This window comes from Streptomyces sp. NPDC001980 (assembly GCF_040296885.1).
Classification (GTDB): Bacteria; Actinomycetota; Actinomycetes; order Streptomycetales; family Streptomycetaceae; genus Streptomyces.
Map to the genome: position 1 here is coordinate 19,613 of NZ_JBEOYD010000006.1, position 16,176 is coordinate 35,788.

Annotated in this window: 14 protein-coding genes and 1 tRNA gene; 9 read left to right on the forward strand and 6 right to left on the reverse strand. The window is 71.8% G+C overall.

The features are described from left to right. Nucleotides 1-141 precede the first annotated feature (141 nt). Nucleotides 142-843 (forward strand): DUF5324 family protein, encoded by a 702-nt coding sequence (locus ABT137_RS10970; protein WP_351705881.1) that lies wholly within the window; start codon nt 142-144, stop codon nt 841-843. Between the two features lie 127 nt (nt 844-970). On the opposite strand, the gene ABT137_RS10975 is transcribed toward ABT137_RS10970, so the two are convergent. Continuing rightward, a tRNA-Ala gene (locus tag ABT137_RS10975) sits at nt 971-1,043 on the reverse strand. Nucleotides 1,044-1,228: 185 nt separating this feature from the next. On the opposite strand from ABT137_RS10975, the gene ABT137_RS10980 reads away from it, so the two are divergent. Further along, a complete protein-coding gene (locus ABT137_RS10980) occupies nt 1,229-1,777 on the forward strand; it encodes a helix-turn-helix domain-containing protein (RefSeq protein ID WP_089100435.1) in 549 nt (182 codons plus the stop codon). A 164-nt stretch (nt 1,778-1,941) separates the two neighbouring features. Continuing rightward, nucleotides 1,942-3,513: a serine/threonine-protein kinase gene (locus ABT137_RS10985; RefSeq protein ID WP_351705884.1), complete on the forward strand. Its 1,572-nt coding sequence runs from the start codon at nt 1,942-1,944 to the stop codon at nt 3,511-3,513. Here ABT137_RS10985 and ABT137_RS10990 read toward each other — a convergent pair. Both ABT137_RS10990 and ABT137_RS10995 read right to left on the reverse strand, forming a co-directional pair. Continuing rightward, nucleotides 3,477-4,736: a hypothetical protein gene (locus ABT137_RS10990; protein ID WP_351705887.1), complete on the reverse strand. Its 1,260-nt coding sequence runs from the start codon at nt 4,734-4,736 to the stop codon at nt 3,477-3,479. The two genes, ABT137_RS10985 and ABT137_RS10990, sit on opposite strands and share 37 nt — an antisense overlap. Before the next feature lie 292 nt (nt 4,737-5,028). Beyond that, nucleotides 5,029-5,157 carry a DLW-39 family protein gene (locus ABT137_RS10995; RefSeq protein ID WP_003999697.1) on the reverse strand — a complete coding sequence of 43 codons (129 nt, stop codon included), beginning with the start codon at nt 5,155-5,157 and terminating at the stop codon, nt 5,029-5,031. 351 nt (nt 5,158-5,508) lie between these two features. On the opposite strand from ABT137_RS10995, the gene ABT137_RS11000 reads away from it, so the two are divergent. The 3 genes from ABT137_RS11000 (at nt 5,509) to ABT137_RS11010 (ending at nt 7,680) form a co-directional block, all read left to right on the forward strand. Further along, nucleotides 5,509-5,850 carry a DUF6344 domain-containing protein gene (locus ABT137_RS11000; RefSeq protein WP_351705890.1) on the forward strand — a complete coding sequence of 114 codons (342 nt, stop codon included), beginning with the start codon at nt 5,509-5,511 and terminating at the stop codon, nt 5,848-5,850. Nucleotides 5,851-6,133: 283 nt separating this feature from the next. Further along, the gene (locus ABT137_RS11005) at nt 6,134-6,922 is read left to right on the forward strand and encodes a GntR family transcriptional regulator (protein WP_351705893.1); all 789 of its coding nucleotides are present in this window, start codon (nt 6,134-6,136) and stop codon (nt 6,920-6,922) included. Next, the gene (locus tag ABT137_RS11010) at nt 6,919-7,680 is read left to right on the forward strand and encodes a glycosyltransferase family 2 protein (protein ID WP_502984501.1); all 762 of its coding nucleotides are present in this window, start codon (nt 6,919-6,921) and stop codon (nt 7,678-7,680) included. Before ABT137_RS11005 ends, ABT137_RS11010 begins: the two co-directional genes overlap by 4 nt. Before the next feature lie 94 nt (nt 7,681-7,774). On the opposite strand, the gene ABT137_RS11015 is transcribed toward ABT137_RS11010, so the two are convergent. The 3 genes from ABT137_RS11015 to ABT137_RS11025 are packed head-to-tail and all read right to left on the reverse strand — an operon-like array spanning nt 7,775 to nt 10,214. Beyond that, nucleotides 7,775-8,746: an FkbM family methyltransferase gene (locus ABT137_RS11015; RefSeq protein WP_351705896.1), complete on the reverse strand. Its 972-nt coding sequence runs from the start codon at nt 8,744-8,746 to the stop codon at nt 7,775-7,777. Nucleotides 8,747-8,749: 3 nt separating this feature from the next. After that, nucleotides 8,750-8,953: a ferredoxin gene (locus tag ABT137_RS11020; protein ID WP_351705899.1), complete on the reverse strand. Its 204-nt coding sequence runs from the start codon at nt 8,951-8,953 to the stop codon at nt 8,750-8,752. 49 nt (nt 8,954-9,002) lie between these two features. Next, nucleotides 9,003-10,214, reverse strand: a complete 1,212-nt coding sequence (locus ABT137_RS11025) for an amidohydrolase family protein (protein WP_351705902.1) — start codon at nt 10,212-10,214, stop codon at nt 9,003-9,005. A gap of 245 nt (nt 10,215-10,459) precedes the next feature. Here ABT137_RS11025 and ABT137_RS11030 point away from each other — a divergent pair, with 245 nt between their 5' ends. The 3 genes from ABT137_RS11030 to ABT137_RS11040 all read left to right on the forward strand — a co-directional run bounded on the left by ABT137_RS11030 (nt 10,460) and on the right by ABT137_RS11040 (nt 16,003). Next, nucleotides 10,460-10,909, forward strand: a complete 450-nt coding sequence (locus tag ABT137_RS11030) for a DoxX family protein (RefSeq protein WP_351705905.1) — start codon at nt 10,460-10,462, stop codon at nt 10,907-10,909. 96 nt (nt 10,910-11,005) lie between these two features. Beyond that, nucleotides 11,006-11,509 carry a hypothetical protein gene (locus ABT137_RS11035; RefSeq protein ID WP_351705908.1) on the forward strand — a complete coding sequence of 168 codons (504 nt, stop codon included), beginning with the start codon at nt 11,006-11,008 and terminating at the stop codon, nt 11,507-11,509. 345 nt (nt 11,510-11,854) lie between these two features. Continuing rightward, nucleotides 11,855-16,003 carry an nSTAND1 domain-containing NTPase gene (locus ABT137_RS11040; protein ID WP_502984502.1) on the forward strand — a complete coding sequence of 1,383 codons (4,149 nt, stop codon included), beginning with the start codon at nt 11,855-11,857 and terminating at the stop codon, nt 16,001-16,003. Nucleotides 16,004-16,176 lie beyond the last annotated feature (173 nt).

Consider the following 16,176-nt stretch of genomic DNA (forward strand, 5'->3'; position numbering starts at 1 on the left):
GGCATTGTCGTCGACAAGCCCCTCTTAGCTCTGGTTGCACCCGTATGCCCGTCCTCGCGCGCCGCCCGGCCCGCGAGCAGGCATGATCCGTAAAAGGGTGGAAAGTCGAAATACCGTACGCCACCGAGGAGGAGGAAACCCGTGACCCGCAAAGAGAGCGTGCGCGCCGCGACCAGTTCGGCGAAGGACAGCGTGCGGCACGCCGCGGAAGCGGTGGCGCCCTACGCCGACACGGCCAAGGAGCGTGCCGCGTACTACGCACAGGAGGCACGCGTACGGCTCGCGCCCGTGGTGTCGCAGGCCGCTGAACAGGCCCGCGTCCAGTACGACGCCCGTCTCGTGCCGCGTCTGGAGCAGGCCCGCATCCATGTGCCGCCGAAGATGGACCAGGCCGCGCACGACGCCGCCGACCTGACACGCAAGGCGGCCCGGCAGGCCGCCGACTACTCGCGTCCGAGGATCGAGCAGGCGGTGGCCGCGGCCGGTCCGGTCCGCGAGGAGGCGACCGCCCGGGGTGCCGCGGCGCTGGCCGCGCTGCGCGGCAATGTGTCGGCCGAGGACATCGAGAAGCTGGCTCGCCGGAACCAGCGGCGCTCGGCGTGCGGTCGTGCGTTCAAGGCGTTCGCGGTGTTCGGTGTGCTGGCCGGTGCGGCCTTCGCCGCCTGGAAGTGGTGGGACAAGCAGGCCAACCCCGACTGGCTGGTCGAGCCCCCGGCCGCCACGGAGGTCCCGGACGCGGGCCGCCTCAGCTCGGTGGACGGCACTTCCCCCCTCGACCCGGAGGTCCAGGCGAAGGAGGCGGAGGAGCACGGTTCCCGGTCCCGGGACGACAAGAACCGCTGAGCCCGGCGGATCGCACGTCTGCCGTGTCCCGTCCACGGCGCCGTTTCACGTGAAACCAATCGCTTGACCGTGAGGGCGAACAAATAACCCCTCTGACCGCGTTTACGCAGGTCAGAGGGGTTTGTTGTGGAGCCTAGGGGAGTCGAACCCCTGACATCCGCCATGCAAAGACGGCGCTCTACCAACTGAGCTAAGGCCCCGTACGGGAAGCGACCGGCCAAGCGGAAGGTCCGCGGGGTCGGTGCCGCAGACCAGAGTACCGGGTCACCCCCCGTACCTCGCAAAAAGATTGGGGGTCCCCGCAGATGACCACTCTCCGTAAGATGCTCGACGGGGTTCGCTGTAGCGAACCGTGGTTTTTTTGGGGAAGCGATGGGGAGACGCAATGGACGCCGCACAGCAGGAGGCCACCGCCAGAGCGCGGGAGCTGCAGCGGAACTGGTACGGAGAGCCGTTGGGGGCGCTCTTCCGTAAGCTCATCGACGACCTGGGGCTCAACCAGGCACGTCTCGCGGCGGTCCTCGGACTGTCCGCGCCCATGCTGTCGCAGCTGATGAGCGGGCAGCGGGCGAAGATCGGCAACCCGGCCGTGGTCCAGCGGGTGCAGTTGCTCCAGGACCTCTCGGCTCAGGTCGCGGACGGCAGCGTGAGCGCGGCCGAGGCGACCGAGCGCATGGACGAGATCAAGAAGTCCCAGGGGGGTTCGGTGCTCAGCAACACCACGCAGACGACGAGCGGTTCGGGAGCGCCGACGGTCAAGCGGGTGGTTCGCGAGATCCAGTCGCTGCTGCGCTCGGTGGCCGCCGCCGGTGACATCATCGACGCGGCGGACACACTCGCTCCGACCCACCCGGAGCTGGCGGAGTTCCTCCGGGTGTACGGCGCCGGCCGCACGTCGGACGCGGTCACGCACTACCAGTCGCACCAGAGCTGAGCCACGGCCCGGCGCGCCGGAGGGGGTCCGGTGAACCGGGCGGGGCCAGGCCCTGGCCGAGGGGGTCACGCGAGAGGGGTCGTATCGCTCATCCGGGGGAAGCAAGGGGGGTAACAGGCAAGGGGGGTGGCAGGGGAAGCCGAGGGGGAGGGGTACGGGCAGTCATGGGTGAGGTCTTCGCGGGCCGGTACGAACTGGCCGACCCGATCGGTCATGGCGGAGTGGGCGCCGTGTGGCGCGCCTGGGACCACCGGCGCAAGCGCTATGTGGCGGCCAAGGTGCTCCAGCAGAGCGACGCCCACGCGCTCCTGCGCTTCGTGCGGGAGCAGGCGCTGCGCATCGACCATCCCCACGTCCTGGCTCCGGCCAGCTGGGCCGCCGACGACGACAAGGTCCTGTTCACGATGGACCTGGTCGCCGGCGGCTCGCTGGTCCACCTCGTCGGGGACTACGGTCCCCTGCCCCCGCTGTTCGTCTGCACCCTCCTTGACCAGCTCCTCGCCGGCCTCGCCGCGGTGCACGCCGAGGGTGTGGTGCACCGGGACATCAAGCCCGCGAACATCCTGCTGGAAGCGACCGGCACCGCCCGTCCCCGGCTGCGCCTGTCCGACTTCGGCATCGCCATGCGGTTCGGCGAGGCCCGGCTGACCGAGACCAACCTCGTGGTCGGTACGCCGGGTTACATCGCCCCTGAGCAACTCCTGGGCGCGGAGCCCGACTTCACGGCCGACCTGTTCGCCGTCGGCCTGGTCGCCCTGTATCTCCTGGAGGGCGCCAAGCCCGACGCCAAGGCGCTCGTCCAGTACTTCGCCGAACACGGCACTCCGGGTGCGCCCAAGGGCATCCCGGACCCGCTCTGGCAGGTCGTCGCCAGTCTTCTCCAGCCGGACCCACGTGCCCGTTTCCGCACGGCCACGGGAGCCCGCAGAGCCCTCGCCGAGGCCCGGGAGCTCCTCCCGGAGACGGACGCGGACGACGAGTCGATCGAGATCTTCGACCAACTGGGGCCGCTGCCCACGGGGTTCAGGGCGGAGGGTCCGGTGCGGGTGGCTTCGGGGGTCGACACAGCGCAGGAGGCCTCGGGGACTGCGGCAGGGCCCGCTGCACCGGGAGCGGCAGCGCCGAATCCCGACGCGGCGACCGCGACGGGGCAACGGGCAACCGGGGCCGCCCCGGGCCGGGAGAAGGCCGCGGAGCCGGCCGGTGCGGCAGGGACGGGGGTGCAGGCGGGCCCGGGTGCGAGGTCGGCTGTCGCGGCGCCCGGTCCCGGCGCCGGGACCGGGACCGCCGAAGGGTCCCCGGCGGTCGGCGCCAACGGCACCCGCGGCGGCGGAACCGCTTCGGCCCCCGCCTCCATGTCCGACACCGGCAGCTTCCGGCTCCCCCCACCCCAGACGCCGGTCGCCCCGGCCCCCGCTGCCGTACGGCCCGGGCCGACACCGCCGTACCCGCCGTACGCCCAGCCACCGGCAGCCCCGGGCGCGCAGCCCCACACGCCCTGGCCACCCGCGCAGCCGCTCCCCCCGGTCCAGCCGCACGCTGACACCCCCACCCCCACCGCCACGTACACCGCGCAGGAACCGCAGACCCCGCCGCCGTCGTCGTCGGTCCGCACCCACGGCCGGCGTCGGCGGCGGGCGCCTCGGCCCGGTCCGCCCGCCAGGGCGGTCGTGCCCGTCCTTCTCCTCGCGCTGGCCTGTTACGCCGTCGGTTTCTGGGCGCTGGCCCGGCTCTGAGCGCGCCGGGCGGTCAGGGTCCACACGCCGAGGACGAGCAGCAGGGCGGTGCCCGTGCCGATCCCGCCGGCCGCGAGCGCCCGCATCGCCGTGTCGTCGCCGCCCGTGGTCAAGAGGCCCCCGCGGTCCCAGGACACGCCGAAGATGCCCTTCGGGATGGGCGAACCGGCGTACGCGGGGCCGGAGTTCGGGGTGCCGTCGACGCGGACCCGGAGCGTGACGCCGTACGGCCCCTTCCCGAAGGTGTCCGCGGTCTGCCCGGTGAGGTGGACGACGAGGTAGTAGGTGCCGGCGAAGCGGACGGCGCTCTCGGTGCCGGAGGCGGCGTACCGGTTGGCGTAGGCGACGGGTGGCAGGGGATCGAGGGAGGACGACTTCTGGGTGCCGTCGTAGCCGAGGGAGACGTCGTCGACGTGGCCGCGGACAGGGTTGTAGAGGGACAGGTTGAGCGCGGCGCTGACATAGCCGGGGGTGTCGCCGCCGGTGCTGCCGAGGTCGACGGTGGCGTGGAGCTGCTGGCCCCAGTCGACCGGGACGGCGTAGTAGAGGGTCTGGCCGGGCGTGATGTCGGTCTGCCAGACGCCCTGGTCCAGGGTGCGGGCCGTGGTGAAGCCGGCGCCCGCGGTGCGGTGGCGGGGGTCCGAGGTGAGCGGCGCGGGTGACGCGGAGTTCCAGGCCTCGGGGGCGGTGGTGGCGCCGGTCTTGGCCAGGGCCGGTTCGGTGACGGGGGCGATCTCCAGGTCCCAGCTGCCGGGGGTGGTGGTCCGTGAGCCGGAGACGAGCCGCTCGACGACCACGTAGTAGGTTCCGGCGTCCTGGCACAGCGCCCTGCCCGCGTCCCGCCGCCCCACCGCCGTCACCGGCCGTGGGCTGAGCCCGGCGCCGAAGCGGGCGCTGTCGTAGTCGCAGGCGGTGCCGTTGGCGTCCTCGATCGAGACCTCGATGCCGTCGCTGGCCGAGACGGTGGCGGAGGCGGGCGGCACGGCGGTGACGGGGACGTAGGCGGTGGCGGCGGCGGTGAGTTCGAGGCGGAAGTACAGCTCGCCCTTGTCGGGGAGGGTGCTGCGGTAGCTCGTGCCGGGCTCCAGCGGTACGGCGTCCGTGGTGCTCGCCGCTCCGGAGACGGTGCGGGCGTCGGGGGCGAAGGCGTATCCGCTGCCACCACCATCGGCGGCGGCAGCAGCGGTCGGGAGCAGTGCCGTCAGTGCGAGGGCGGCCGTCATGCAGATGGCCCGCCCTACCGCCGTACGCCACCGCCATGCCGCCGTACGCCACCGCCGTATCACGCGCGCCCCCCAGTCGTCGTCCGCCGACCGCCGAAGTCACGGCCCGGCCGGGCCCCATACTGCCCCGCGCGCCCCCGCGCCACCCGGCGATCCACGTGACCGTCCGAAACGCCCCGCCCGGAGCACCTGCATCGCGCCCACAGCCACCCCGGCAACCCTGGCCACCCCGGCAACGCAAAACCCCGACCGCACTGGCGGCCGGGGTCTCAGTGTCGTCTGTTGTCGGTACTCACGAACCCGTGGGCACGGAGTCAGTCGCCTCCGTCCACAGATCCTGCTCGGCGCGATCCGCCTGGATCTGGCGGTACACGAGGAGCCCGCCGATGGCGGCCAGTGCGACCAGGAGAAGCTTCTTCACCGCGCGACCTCGTCTCTTCCTTGACGTAGGGGACCTCTGCCGCCCGACTATACACACCGACCGATATCGATCGGTGACCTGGCATCCGACCCCCAACTCCGTTCCGCCACAAGGCGTTGCACGAGGTCGGACCGCTCCGATCGGAGGGTGATCACACCTCCACGGACGGTTACTTTGCTCCCTCTCGACTCCCTTCGCGGGCCTTTCTTCGGATTTTTCCCACGCCATGCGCCCATCCGTGTGGTGTTCATCGGAACATCGACGCGCCACAAGCCGACGTCCCCCACTTCGCGACCCCCATACACATCATGAGGAAAGTACGCAAATCGCCCAACCCGAAAGTGAGGGGCCATGGCCCGGAACTCCAAGGTCATGAAGCTGTGGACCGCCATCGTCACCGCCTTCCTCGCGCTGTGCACGGCGCTCGGATTCGTCTCCGCCACCACCGCCGCCGCCGTACCGCAGACCGAGACCCCGCGCAACAGCACCGGCGACGACCACGTCACGGACCGGGTGACGATCCCGGCACAGACCCACTGGCTCTGGTCCCAGGCAAGGTCCCTCCCGCCCACGATGAAGCAGCGCATCCGGGCCGAGGCCCACGGCAAGACCCCCAGCTGCCGGCACCGCCCCCTGGACACCACCGAGTCGGAGACCCCGGCCGAACCCCCCGCGGCACCGCTCGACTGCTGATCCCCCAGGTACAGACGGCTCGGACGCAACGGCGCAGGGCGACTTGCGTACGTACCAGCGCCTACTGCGACACAGACCCGCGACCGGAATCGATCCGGCCGCGGGCCTCCGCACGTCCGGACATCCCTGCATCTCTGCGCCCCTGTACCCCTGCATCTCTTGCGTCTCTTGCGTCTCTTGCATCTCTTGCGGCTCTTGCGGCTCTTGCGGCTCTGCGTCCGTGCATCCGTGGCCGGAGCGGCTCGACTCCTCAACTCCTCTTGAGGAGTCGTAGGCTGATCATGTGCCCAAGGCGTACGAGGAGATCGCCGACGACCTCCGCCGCTCCATCAGGAAGGGCGAGCGCGAGCCCGGCGCCCGGCTGCCCTCCGAGGCGGAGCTCGCCCGGCACTACGGGCGGAGCGTCCCGACGATCCAGAACGCGCTGCGGCTGCTCAGCGCGGAGGGACTGATCGACAAGCGGCACGGCAGCGGCACCTTCGTGCGCCGTCCGCGCACCCGCGCGGTCCGCGACAACGAACGGCACCAGTGGGAGAAGGACCGCGCCCTGATGCCGGAGGCCACCCGGGCCAAGACCGGCGCGACCGAGCGCGAGACCGGCCTGGTCATCGACGACCTGGTCTTCTTCGCCCGCTACCGCGAGCTGGCCGCGCTCGGCGACCTCGCCGACGCGTTCGGGGTGCCGGAGGGCACCGTGCTCCTGGAACGCACCTACCGGACCAGGCACTCCGCCGAGACCGCCCCCTTCAACCTGGTGACCTCCTACCTCGTCCGTGACCTGATCGCGGCCAATCCGGAGCTCCTGGACGAGGCAAACGAACCCTGGCCGGGCGGCACCCAGAACCAGCTGCACACCGTCGGCATCGAGGTCGACCGCGTCGAGGAGCGCTTCACCGCCCGGCCACCGACGCCGGAGGAGGCCCGGGAGCTGGACCTGCCGGCCGGCACCTCGGTGATCCTGCTGCGCAAGACGTCGTACGACATCCACGACCGCATCGTGGACATCACCGCCGTCACGCTCCCCGGCGACCGCACCGAACTGCTCTTCACCACACATCTGGAAAGGTGGTGAGCGCTGCCGTGACCCGGCGCATCACCGTCGTCACCGCGGTCCACGCGCCGTCGGCCCGCTTCCTGCCCGAGGCCTACGCGTCGCTGTGCGAGCAGCGGCTGCCGGACGGGTGGGAGTGGGAGTGGCTGATCCAGGAGGACGGGCACGGCGACAAGGTGCCCCGGTACGTTCCCGACGACGCGCGGGTGTCGTTCCGGCAGGGCCGGGCCGGCGGTCCCGGGGTCGCGCGCACCATGGCGCTGGCCCGGGCGCAGGGGCCGTACGTCAAGGTCCTCGACTCCGACGACCGGCTGCCGCCCGGTGCGCTGGGCCGTGACCTGGCCGCGCTGGAGGCCCGCCCGGACCTCGGCTGGGCCACCTCACGGGCCCTGGACCTGCTGCCGGACGGCTCCACGGAGGGTTTCCCCGGCGACCCGGAGGAGGGTCCGATCGAGCGCGGGACGGTGCTCGGCCACTGGGCGGCGAACGGCTTCCGCGCCCCGGTCCACCCGGCCACCCTCTTCGTCCGCCGCGAGCTGCTGCTGGCCCTCGGCGGCTGGATGGCGCTGCCCGCCTCCGAGGACACGGGACTGCTGCTCGCCCTCGACGCCGTCAGCGTTGGCTGGTTCACGGCGGAGGTCGGGCTGTTCTACCGCAAGTGGGAGGGCCAGGTCACCGGCCGCCCCGCACACACCGACCCGGTGGAGCGGGAGGCCCGCATGACGGTCGTGGCGGCACGGGCACGGGCGCTGGCGGAGCTCGGCTGGCGGTACGGCTGACGGTACGGCTGACGTAGGCGGTACGGCCGTCTTACAGCGTGTGCGGTACGACCGTCCTACCGCGCCGGTCTGTACGACCGCCCTGCCGCGTCGCTCACAGGGTCGCCGCGTCCACGCGCGAGAACACCAGGTCGCTCTCCTCGGTCACCGGGCGGTCCCAGCGGACCGGGACCACCGGCGGGCCGTACAGGGCGCGGGGGTAGCTGTCGGCCGCGTAGCTGTTGGCGAGCCGGTAGACGTGGTAGCCGGCGTCGGTCATGGTGCGCAGCAGGTCGTCCGCGGAGTCGCCGAGCTGGGCCATCCGGTCGGGGGTGACCTCGACGGTGATCTCGGCGTCCGGGCGGAGCTTCTCCAGCAACGGGGCGAGCCCGCGCACCACCGCGCCCTCGGCGCCCTCCACGTCGATCTTGACGACCCGCGCGGTCTCGATCTCCTCCGGCCGGAGCAGTTCGGGCAGCGGGACGGCCTCGATGTCGAAGCTGGACTCGGCCGGGCCGTCCCACGGGACGATGCTGTTGGCACCCATGTTGCGGGAGCTGGCGAGCACGAAGGTCAGGGTGCGGTGGGCGTCGGAGACGGCGGCGTTGACCGCGCGGATGTTCCGGCAGCCGTTGAGCGCGCTCTGCTGCTCCAGGCGGCGGTGGAAGGCGGGGGAGGCCTCGACGGCCACGACCCGGCCCTTCTCCCCGACCAGCCGGGAGGCGAGGACGCTGAAGACGCCGATGTTGGCGCCGACGTCGACGAAGCAGTCCCCCGGCGCCAGCCGGCCGCGCAGCCAGCGGGTCATGTGCGGTTCCCACACCCCGAAGAGGTAGAGGTAGCGCTGGATGAGGTCCTGGGTGTCGACCGCGAACCGGTCGCCGGAGAGCGTCTCGACGACGCGCTGCCGGGGGTGGTCGCGCAGGTAGGGGTTGAGCGCGCGGGCCGCGAGGGTCTTGCCCCAGGGACGCGGGAAGTCGCGGACGTAGCGGCGGCCGAGGGTGGCCAGGAGTTCGGTGAGTCCGGTGAGTCCGGTGAGTCCGGTGAGTTGGCTGGATTCGGTGGGGGCGGTGGGGGCAGTGCTCATCCGCTAGTCGGTGACCCTTCGGCCGTCGATCCGGATCGCCTGCGACGGGCAGCGCTCGGCGATGTTCCGGACCAGTTCGTCGTCCCCGGACTCCTCCCGTCCGGGCAGGACGAAACCGTACCCGTCCTCGAAGCCGAACACAGCGGGTGCCCGGAAGGCACACTCGCCCGACCCATAACAGACACCGGCATCGACGGAGACCTTCATGGAAGGTCCCCTGCCCAGCAGAGGACCCGCCGAACCGGCGTCGCACCGGCTATGTGAACGGCAGCTCCAGCATCCGGATCGCGTTGCCGCGCAGCAGCTTGTAGGCGACCTCGGGGTCCAGCCCGCCCACGTGTTCCTGGGCCACCCGCTTGGTATCCGGCCAGGTCGAGTCGACGTGCGGGTAGTCCGTCTCGAAGGTCGCGTTGTCCACGCCGATCGTCTCGATCGCCTCGATGCCGTGCCGGTCCCGGAAGAAGCAGCAGAAGATCTGCCGGTAGTAGTACGTCGAGGGCGGTTCGGGGATCAGGTCCTTCACCCCGCCCCACGCGCGATGCTCCTCCCAGACGTCGTCGGCGCGCTCCAGGGCGTATGGGATCCAGCCCATCTGGCCCTCGCTGTACGCGAGTTTCAGCCGGGGGAACTTCACCAGGACCCCGGAGAAGAGGAAGTCCATCATCGAGGCCATGGCGTTGTTGAAGCTGAGCGAGGCCTGGACGGCGGGCGGCGCGTCGGGCGAGGCGGCCGGCATCTGCGAGCTGCTGCCGATGTGCATGTTGACGACCGTCCCGGTCTCCTCGCAGGCCGCGAAGAACGGGTCCCAGTAGCCGGAGTGGATGGACGGCAGGCCCAGGTAGGTGGGGATCTCGCTGAAGGTGACCGCCCGGACCCCGCGCTCGGCGTTGCGCCGGATCTCGGCGACGGCCAGGTCGATGTCCCACAGCGGGATCAGGCACAGCGGGATCAGCCGGCCGCCGCTGTCCCCGCACCACTCCTCGACCATCCAGTCGTTGTAGGCGCGGACACAGGCCAGCGCGACCTCCTTGTCGTCGGCCTCGGCGAAGGTCTGCCCGCAGAAGCGGGGGAAGGTGGGGAAGCAGAGGGAGGCCTCGACATGGTTCATGTCCATGTCCTCCAGGCGGGCCTTGGGATCCCAGCAGCCGCGCCGCATCTGCTCCCGGGTGATGCCGTCGAGCGTCATCTCGTCCCGGGAGAAGCCGACGGCCGCGATGATGCGCTTGTACGGGAAGAGCAGGCCCTCGTACTCCCACCAGTCGGTGGTCTGGCCCTCGGGGTCGGTGGTGAAGCGGTACTTGCCGCCGACGTAGGCGAGATCGCCGATGCCGGCGGTGAAGGGCTTGGGCCCCTTGTCGCGGTACTTGCCCGGCAGCCACCGCTCGAAGAGGTGGGCGGGCTCGATCACGTGGTCGTCCACGCTGATCACCCTGGGCAGATCCTGGGTGCCGGTCGCGTTCTCTGCCATGCCTACCCCCTGCTGCCTGCGGAGTTCCTTATTTATCTGACGGTCCATCAGATAAACCGTCGACATTCAGGCTAGGCCCAGGAGCTCGCACCAGCAAGGCCCACCACACCCCGCACCCCCTCCTCCCGAAACCTTCCGGAACCTCATGGAGTTCGTCCCGCCCTCCCTCTTGCGACGCACGCCGCCTTCCGCTGAACTGACGAACCGTCAGATAGATGCCGTTGGGGATCCGGGGAGGGTGCGGGATGCGATCAGCCTTGCTGAACGGTGCCGAATGGTTCGCGGTGCTCCGCATCGGGCTCGGTCTGTGGTGGCTGGAGAGCTGGCGGCACAAGGACAAGAAGCAATGGTTCGGCGGCGGAGGCATCCGATGGGCGGCCGGTGTCGCGGAGAAGCACCGCTGGCCGGTGGTCAGGCGGGGCTTCGACATCGTCGTCGCGCCGCGCCCCCGGCTGATGGCCTACGTCGTGGCCTACGCGGAGCTCGCCCTGGGCCTCGGACTGGTCGCCGGCTTCCTCACACCGATCGCGCTGGTGGCCGGGTTCCTGCTCAACCTGATCTACCTGGTCCTCATGATCCACGACTGGGCGGAACAGGGACAGAACCTGATGATGGCCATGATCTCCGTGGTCGGCCTGTTCGCCATCAGCTGGCAGAGCTGGTCGGTGGACTCCGCGCTGGGGCTGTTCGGCTAGCCGGGACGCCCTTCGGGGCAGGGCCCAAAGGCCCGAGATGAGGCGCACCCGCAGCGACCCTCGCCCCATCACGGCACCCCCAGCGAGGAGGCACAGATGCCGACCGACCCCTCGAAGTCCCCCTCCGGTTCTCCCTCGAAGTCCCCCTCCGGCTCCCCTTCGGCGGGCACCCTGAGGAAGCTGCACTCGGCGCGCGCCCGCAGCGCGTACGAGCGTGCGGTGGCCTCCTGCCGCCACGCGGGGATCGACCCCGACGCGGCCCAGACCGTCCCGACGAGCCCGGTGGGCCGGGCCGCGAACGCGCTGCGGCTGTCGGCCCAGTCGCTCACCGCGCTGGCCGGTACCGCGCCCGACCCGGCGGCGGACGCCCGCTGCGCCCGCAACGCCGCCGCCACCGCGGCGCTGGCCGCGCAGGTGGCCGCTGCCCTGGACGACCGCGCAGAGGCGGCTTCGGCCCTGCGCGCGGCCCTCACCGCATCCCAGGCGGCGGCGACGGCGGCCGGCGGCACGGCGGCCGGACGGGACGCGGCTCTGACCGCGAAGGCCGACGACACGGAGGAACGCGCGGTCGAGGCGGCACGTAAGGCGGGCTGGATGTGATCCCGTGCCGTTCGGCTCCGGTCCCTCCCCACGTGGGGACCGGTGCCGAACGGCGCGGGAGGTGTAGGACCGCCGCCTGAGCCCGGAGGCCGGCTCAGTGGGCGGGAGCAGCTCGCGTCGCACGGCCACTCCGGCGGAAGGCCACCGGCCGAAGGTGACCGAGAACGTGCGGTGCCGTGAGCTGTCTCTGCGAATGCTGAGCTGGTCGGCCGGTCGGGGCGACCCCCGATCACCGCGTTGCTGCGGTGAAATCCTGCCAGCCGAGGGGCCCGTATGAGGAGGGCAGCACGTCCGGTCCAGGGCTTCGCCGCAGGTCAGCCGTATAAAGTGGGTTTTCCGGTCCGGATGGCCAGCAGCGGGGGAAGTAAGGGGTGGAGAGCCTTGGGTCCCGACGCAGGGGCACGCACAGCCTTCGCGGAACGCCTCGCGTTGCTGTACAGGGAGGCCGGTAATCCTCCGCTCAAGCGCGTCGCCGAGGCGGTCGACCGACTGCATCGCGTCGACGAGCGGGGCCGGCCCGTGCGGGTCTCGGCCCAGCGGATCAGCGACTGGCGGCGGGCGAAGAACGTGCCCGCACAGTTCGTCGCTCTCTCCGCCGTCCTGCAGGTCCTGATCCCGCAGGCCCGTCGCGCCCAGCCGACGCCGGTGTCCGGCGGGCTCTACGACATGGTCCAGTGGCGGAAGCTCTGGGAGCGGGCCGTGGCCGATCCGGTCGGCGAGCTGCCCGCACCGGAGGCCGAGGAGACGGAACAGCCGCCACCGGTCGACAGCGTCTGCCCGTACCGGGGGCTGGCCTCCTACCGCCGTGAGGACGCCCGCTGGTTCTTCGGGCGGGAGCGCAGCACCGACGCTCTGGTCGCCCAGCTCCGTTCCGCGGAGTCGGGCGGCGGCCTGGTCATGCTGGTCGGCGCCTCGGGCGCGGGGAAGTCCTCGCTGCTGAACGCCGGCCTGGTCACCGCACTCCAGAGCGGCGCCCTGGCCGACGAGGAGGACCGCGACGGCCCGCGCCACATACTTCAGCTCATCCCGGGTGCGGATCCCGCGAAGGAGCTGACCCGCCGCATACCCGAGCTGGCCGAGCCGGCAGACCTGGATGATCCGGATGCCGTACGAGAGGCGATCACGGCCTGGGCCCGCCGGGAAACAGCGGCCGGGCAGACGGCAGCCGGAGGGACAGCGGCCGGGCAGACGGCGACCGGACGGACCACCGCCGAGCAGATGGCGACCGGACGGACCACGGCCGGATCTACCGTCGATGTTTCACGTGAAACACGACCACCCTCGCGCCCCCATCCAACCCGTCCGGTCCTGATCGTCGACCAGTTCGAGGAGACCTTCACCCTCTGCACCGACGAGGCGGACCGGCGCTCCTTCGTCCAGCTCCTGCACACGGCCAGCACCCCCGCCACGTCCGGCGAACCGGCCCCCGCCCTGGTCGTTCTGGGTATCCGTGCCGACTTCTACGAGCAGTGCCTCGGCTACCCGGAGCTGGCCGACGCGCTCCAGCACCGGCACATGGTGCTCGGTCCGCTGACCACCGCCGAACTGCGCGAGGCCGTGACCGCTCCCGCCAAGGCCGTGGGCCTGGAGCTGGAGCCAGGTCTCGCCGAACTGATCGTCCGTGAGGTGAGCGCGGACGGCCCGCGCGGCGCCCATGACGCCGGTGTCCTCCCGCTCCTGTCGCACGCCCTGCTCGCCACCTGGCAGCGCCGCAAGGCGGGCCGGCTGACGCTGGCCGGCTACCGGGCGGCGGGCGGCATCCAGGGCGCCGTCGCGGCAACCGCGGAACGCGCCTGGTCGAGCCTGGACCCGGCCGCCCGCACCGCCGCCCGGCTGCTCCTGCTCCGGCTGGTGCGGCTCGGCGAGGACACCCAGGCGACCCGCAGACGCGGCACCCGGCGCCAGCTGGCCGCGGAATCCACCGACCCGAACAAGACGGAGGAGTCGCTCGAAGCCCTGGTCCGGGCCCGGTTGGTGACCCTCGACGCCGACACCGTGGAGATCACCCACGAGGCGCTGCTGCACGCCTGGCCCCGGCTGCGCGAGTGGCTCGACGAGGACCGCAACGGCAACCTGCTGCGCCAGCGCCTGGCGGAGGACGGCCAGGCCTGGGAGGAGTCGTCCCAGGACTCCGCGCTGCTCTACCGGGGCTCACGCCTGGAACAGGCCCACACCTGGGCGAAGTCGGCCGGTGACACCTTCCTGACCCGCAGCGCGGTGGAGTTCCTGGCGGCCTCGGTACGGCTGCGCCGGCGCACGGTGTGGATCAGCCGGGCCGCCGTGTCGGCGCTGGTCGTGCTCGCGCTGCTGGCGGCCGGCTCCGCCGTGATCGCCCGGCAGCAACGGGACGACGCGGTGTTCGAGCAGGTGGTGGCGGAGGCCGACCGTTTCCAGTACTCGGACCCGTCGCTCTCCGCCCAGCTGGACCTGGTGGCCCATGATCTGCGCCAGGACGACGAGGGCGCCAACAACCGCCTGATCTCCATCGTCAACGCCCCGCTGGCCACCCCGCTGCTCGGCCACACCGGCGCCGTCTACCTGACCACCTTCAGCCCCGACGGCAAGGTCCTGGCCACCGCCGCCTACGACCGCACGGTCCGGCTGTGGGACGTGAGCGACCCGACCCGGCCGAAGGCCCTGGGCAAGCCCCTGCTCGGCCACACGAGCTGGGTCTCCAGCGCGGTCTTCAGCCCGGACGGCCGAACCCTGGCCAGCGCCGGCGACGACGGCACCGTACGCCTGTGGGACGTCTCCGACCCCGAGCACCCCACCTCTCTGAACTCCCCGCTGGCCGGCCACGACGGCACCGTCTACCTGGTCGCCTTCAGCCCGGACGGCAAGACCCTGGCCGCCGCCGACGAGGACCACACCGTCCACCTGTGGGACGTGCACGACCCGCGGCACCCCGCCTCGCTGGGCACCCTCACCGGTCACACCGAGGCCGTGCGCTCCATCGCGTTCAGCCCGGACGGCCGCACCCTCGCGGCCGGCAGCGACGACAACTCGATCCTCCTGTACGACGTGTCCGACCCCCGCCGCCCCGAGCGCGTCGGCACTGCGCTCACCGGCCACACCGCGACCGTGCACTCCGTGGCCTTCAGCCCCGACGGCCGCACCCTCGCCAGCGGCAGCAAGGACGACACCGTACGGCTGTGGGACGTCAGCGACCGGGCGCACGCCAAGGCCCTCGGCGGGCCGCTCACCGGCCACACCGGGCCCGTCTGGTCGGTGGCCTTCAGCCCCGACGGCTCCATGCTCGCCGCGGGCAGCGCGGACTCCACGGCCAGCCTGTGGAACGTCGGCAACCCGGCCTTCCCCTCCCAGGTGGGCGAGCCGCTCGCGGGCAGCAGCGGCGAGATGTACGCCGTCGGCTGGAGTCCCGACGGCCACACCCTCGCCACCGGCAGCGGCGACGGCAAGGTGCGGCTGTGGTCGATCCCGGGCTCGGACATGATCGGCGCGGCGGGGGCGTTCAGCCCGGACGGCCGGGTCCTGGCCACCGGCGGCGGCGACAGCCGGATGCGGCTGTGGAACATCACGGATCCGGCCCGGCCCACCGCGCTCGGCGAGCCGTTCACGACCGGGTCGCGGGATCTGCGCTCCATGGTGTTCACCCGGGACGGCCGCACCCTGATCATCCTGACCAGTGAGAACAACCTCAGCTGGGTGCAGCTGTGGAACGTCTCGGACCCCGCGCACCCCGCCCAGTACGGTGCGCCGGTCCGGCTGGACACCCGGTACGCGGGCTCCGAGGCGCTGGCGCTGAGCCCCGACGGCAGGACCGTGGCAGCCGACTACGACGACCGCACGGTCCAGCTCCTGGACATCAGCGACCCCGCCCACCCCACGCGCCTCGGAGAGCCCCTCAAGGGCCACACCGGCTACGTCAACGCGCTCGTCTTCAGCCCGGACGGCAGGACCCTGGCCAGCGGCAGCGCGGACGGCACCGTCCGCCTGTGGAACGTCTCCGACCGAACCCGTGCCAGGCCCCTCGGCAGCCCCCTGAAGGGCCACCTGGGCCCCATCAACACCCTCGCCTACAGCCCCGACGGCCACACCCTAGCCAGCGGCAGCGACGACGACACGGTCCGCCTCTGGAACGTCTCCGATCCCGGCCACGCAACCCGCCTCGGCTCGGCCCTCACCGGCCACACCGAGGCGGTGGTCTCCCTGACCTTCAGCCGGGACGGCAGGACCCTGGCCAGTGGCGGCAACGACAACACGGTCCGTCTGTGGAACGTGTCGTCCCCGTCCTCGGCCCACCCCATCGGTCAGTCCATGAGCCCCAACGCCAAGACGGGCAACTTCCTCTCCTTCAGCCCGCGGAGCAACATGCTGGGCGTCTCCAGCGGCGCCGACACGGTCCGGCTGTGGAGCCTCGACGTCGACCAGGCGGTCAACCGCATCTGCGCGGTCACCCGCAACGTCCTGACGCCCGCCAAGTGGCGCGAATACCTCCCCCGCCTCGCCTACGACCCACCTTGCGACGCCTGATCCGCCCCCACCCCCGACCGTCTTTGAGTGATCCCGATCACAACTGCTCAGGACGGCCGAGAAGTTGACTCCCGCCGCACAGGCCACCTTGTTAGGCTGGCTGCAACCCGGTCGCTGGTGCATCCCCCGTCGCCAGCGACCGGGCCTTTTCATGCCCGCTCCCGTCCGTGCCA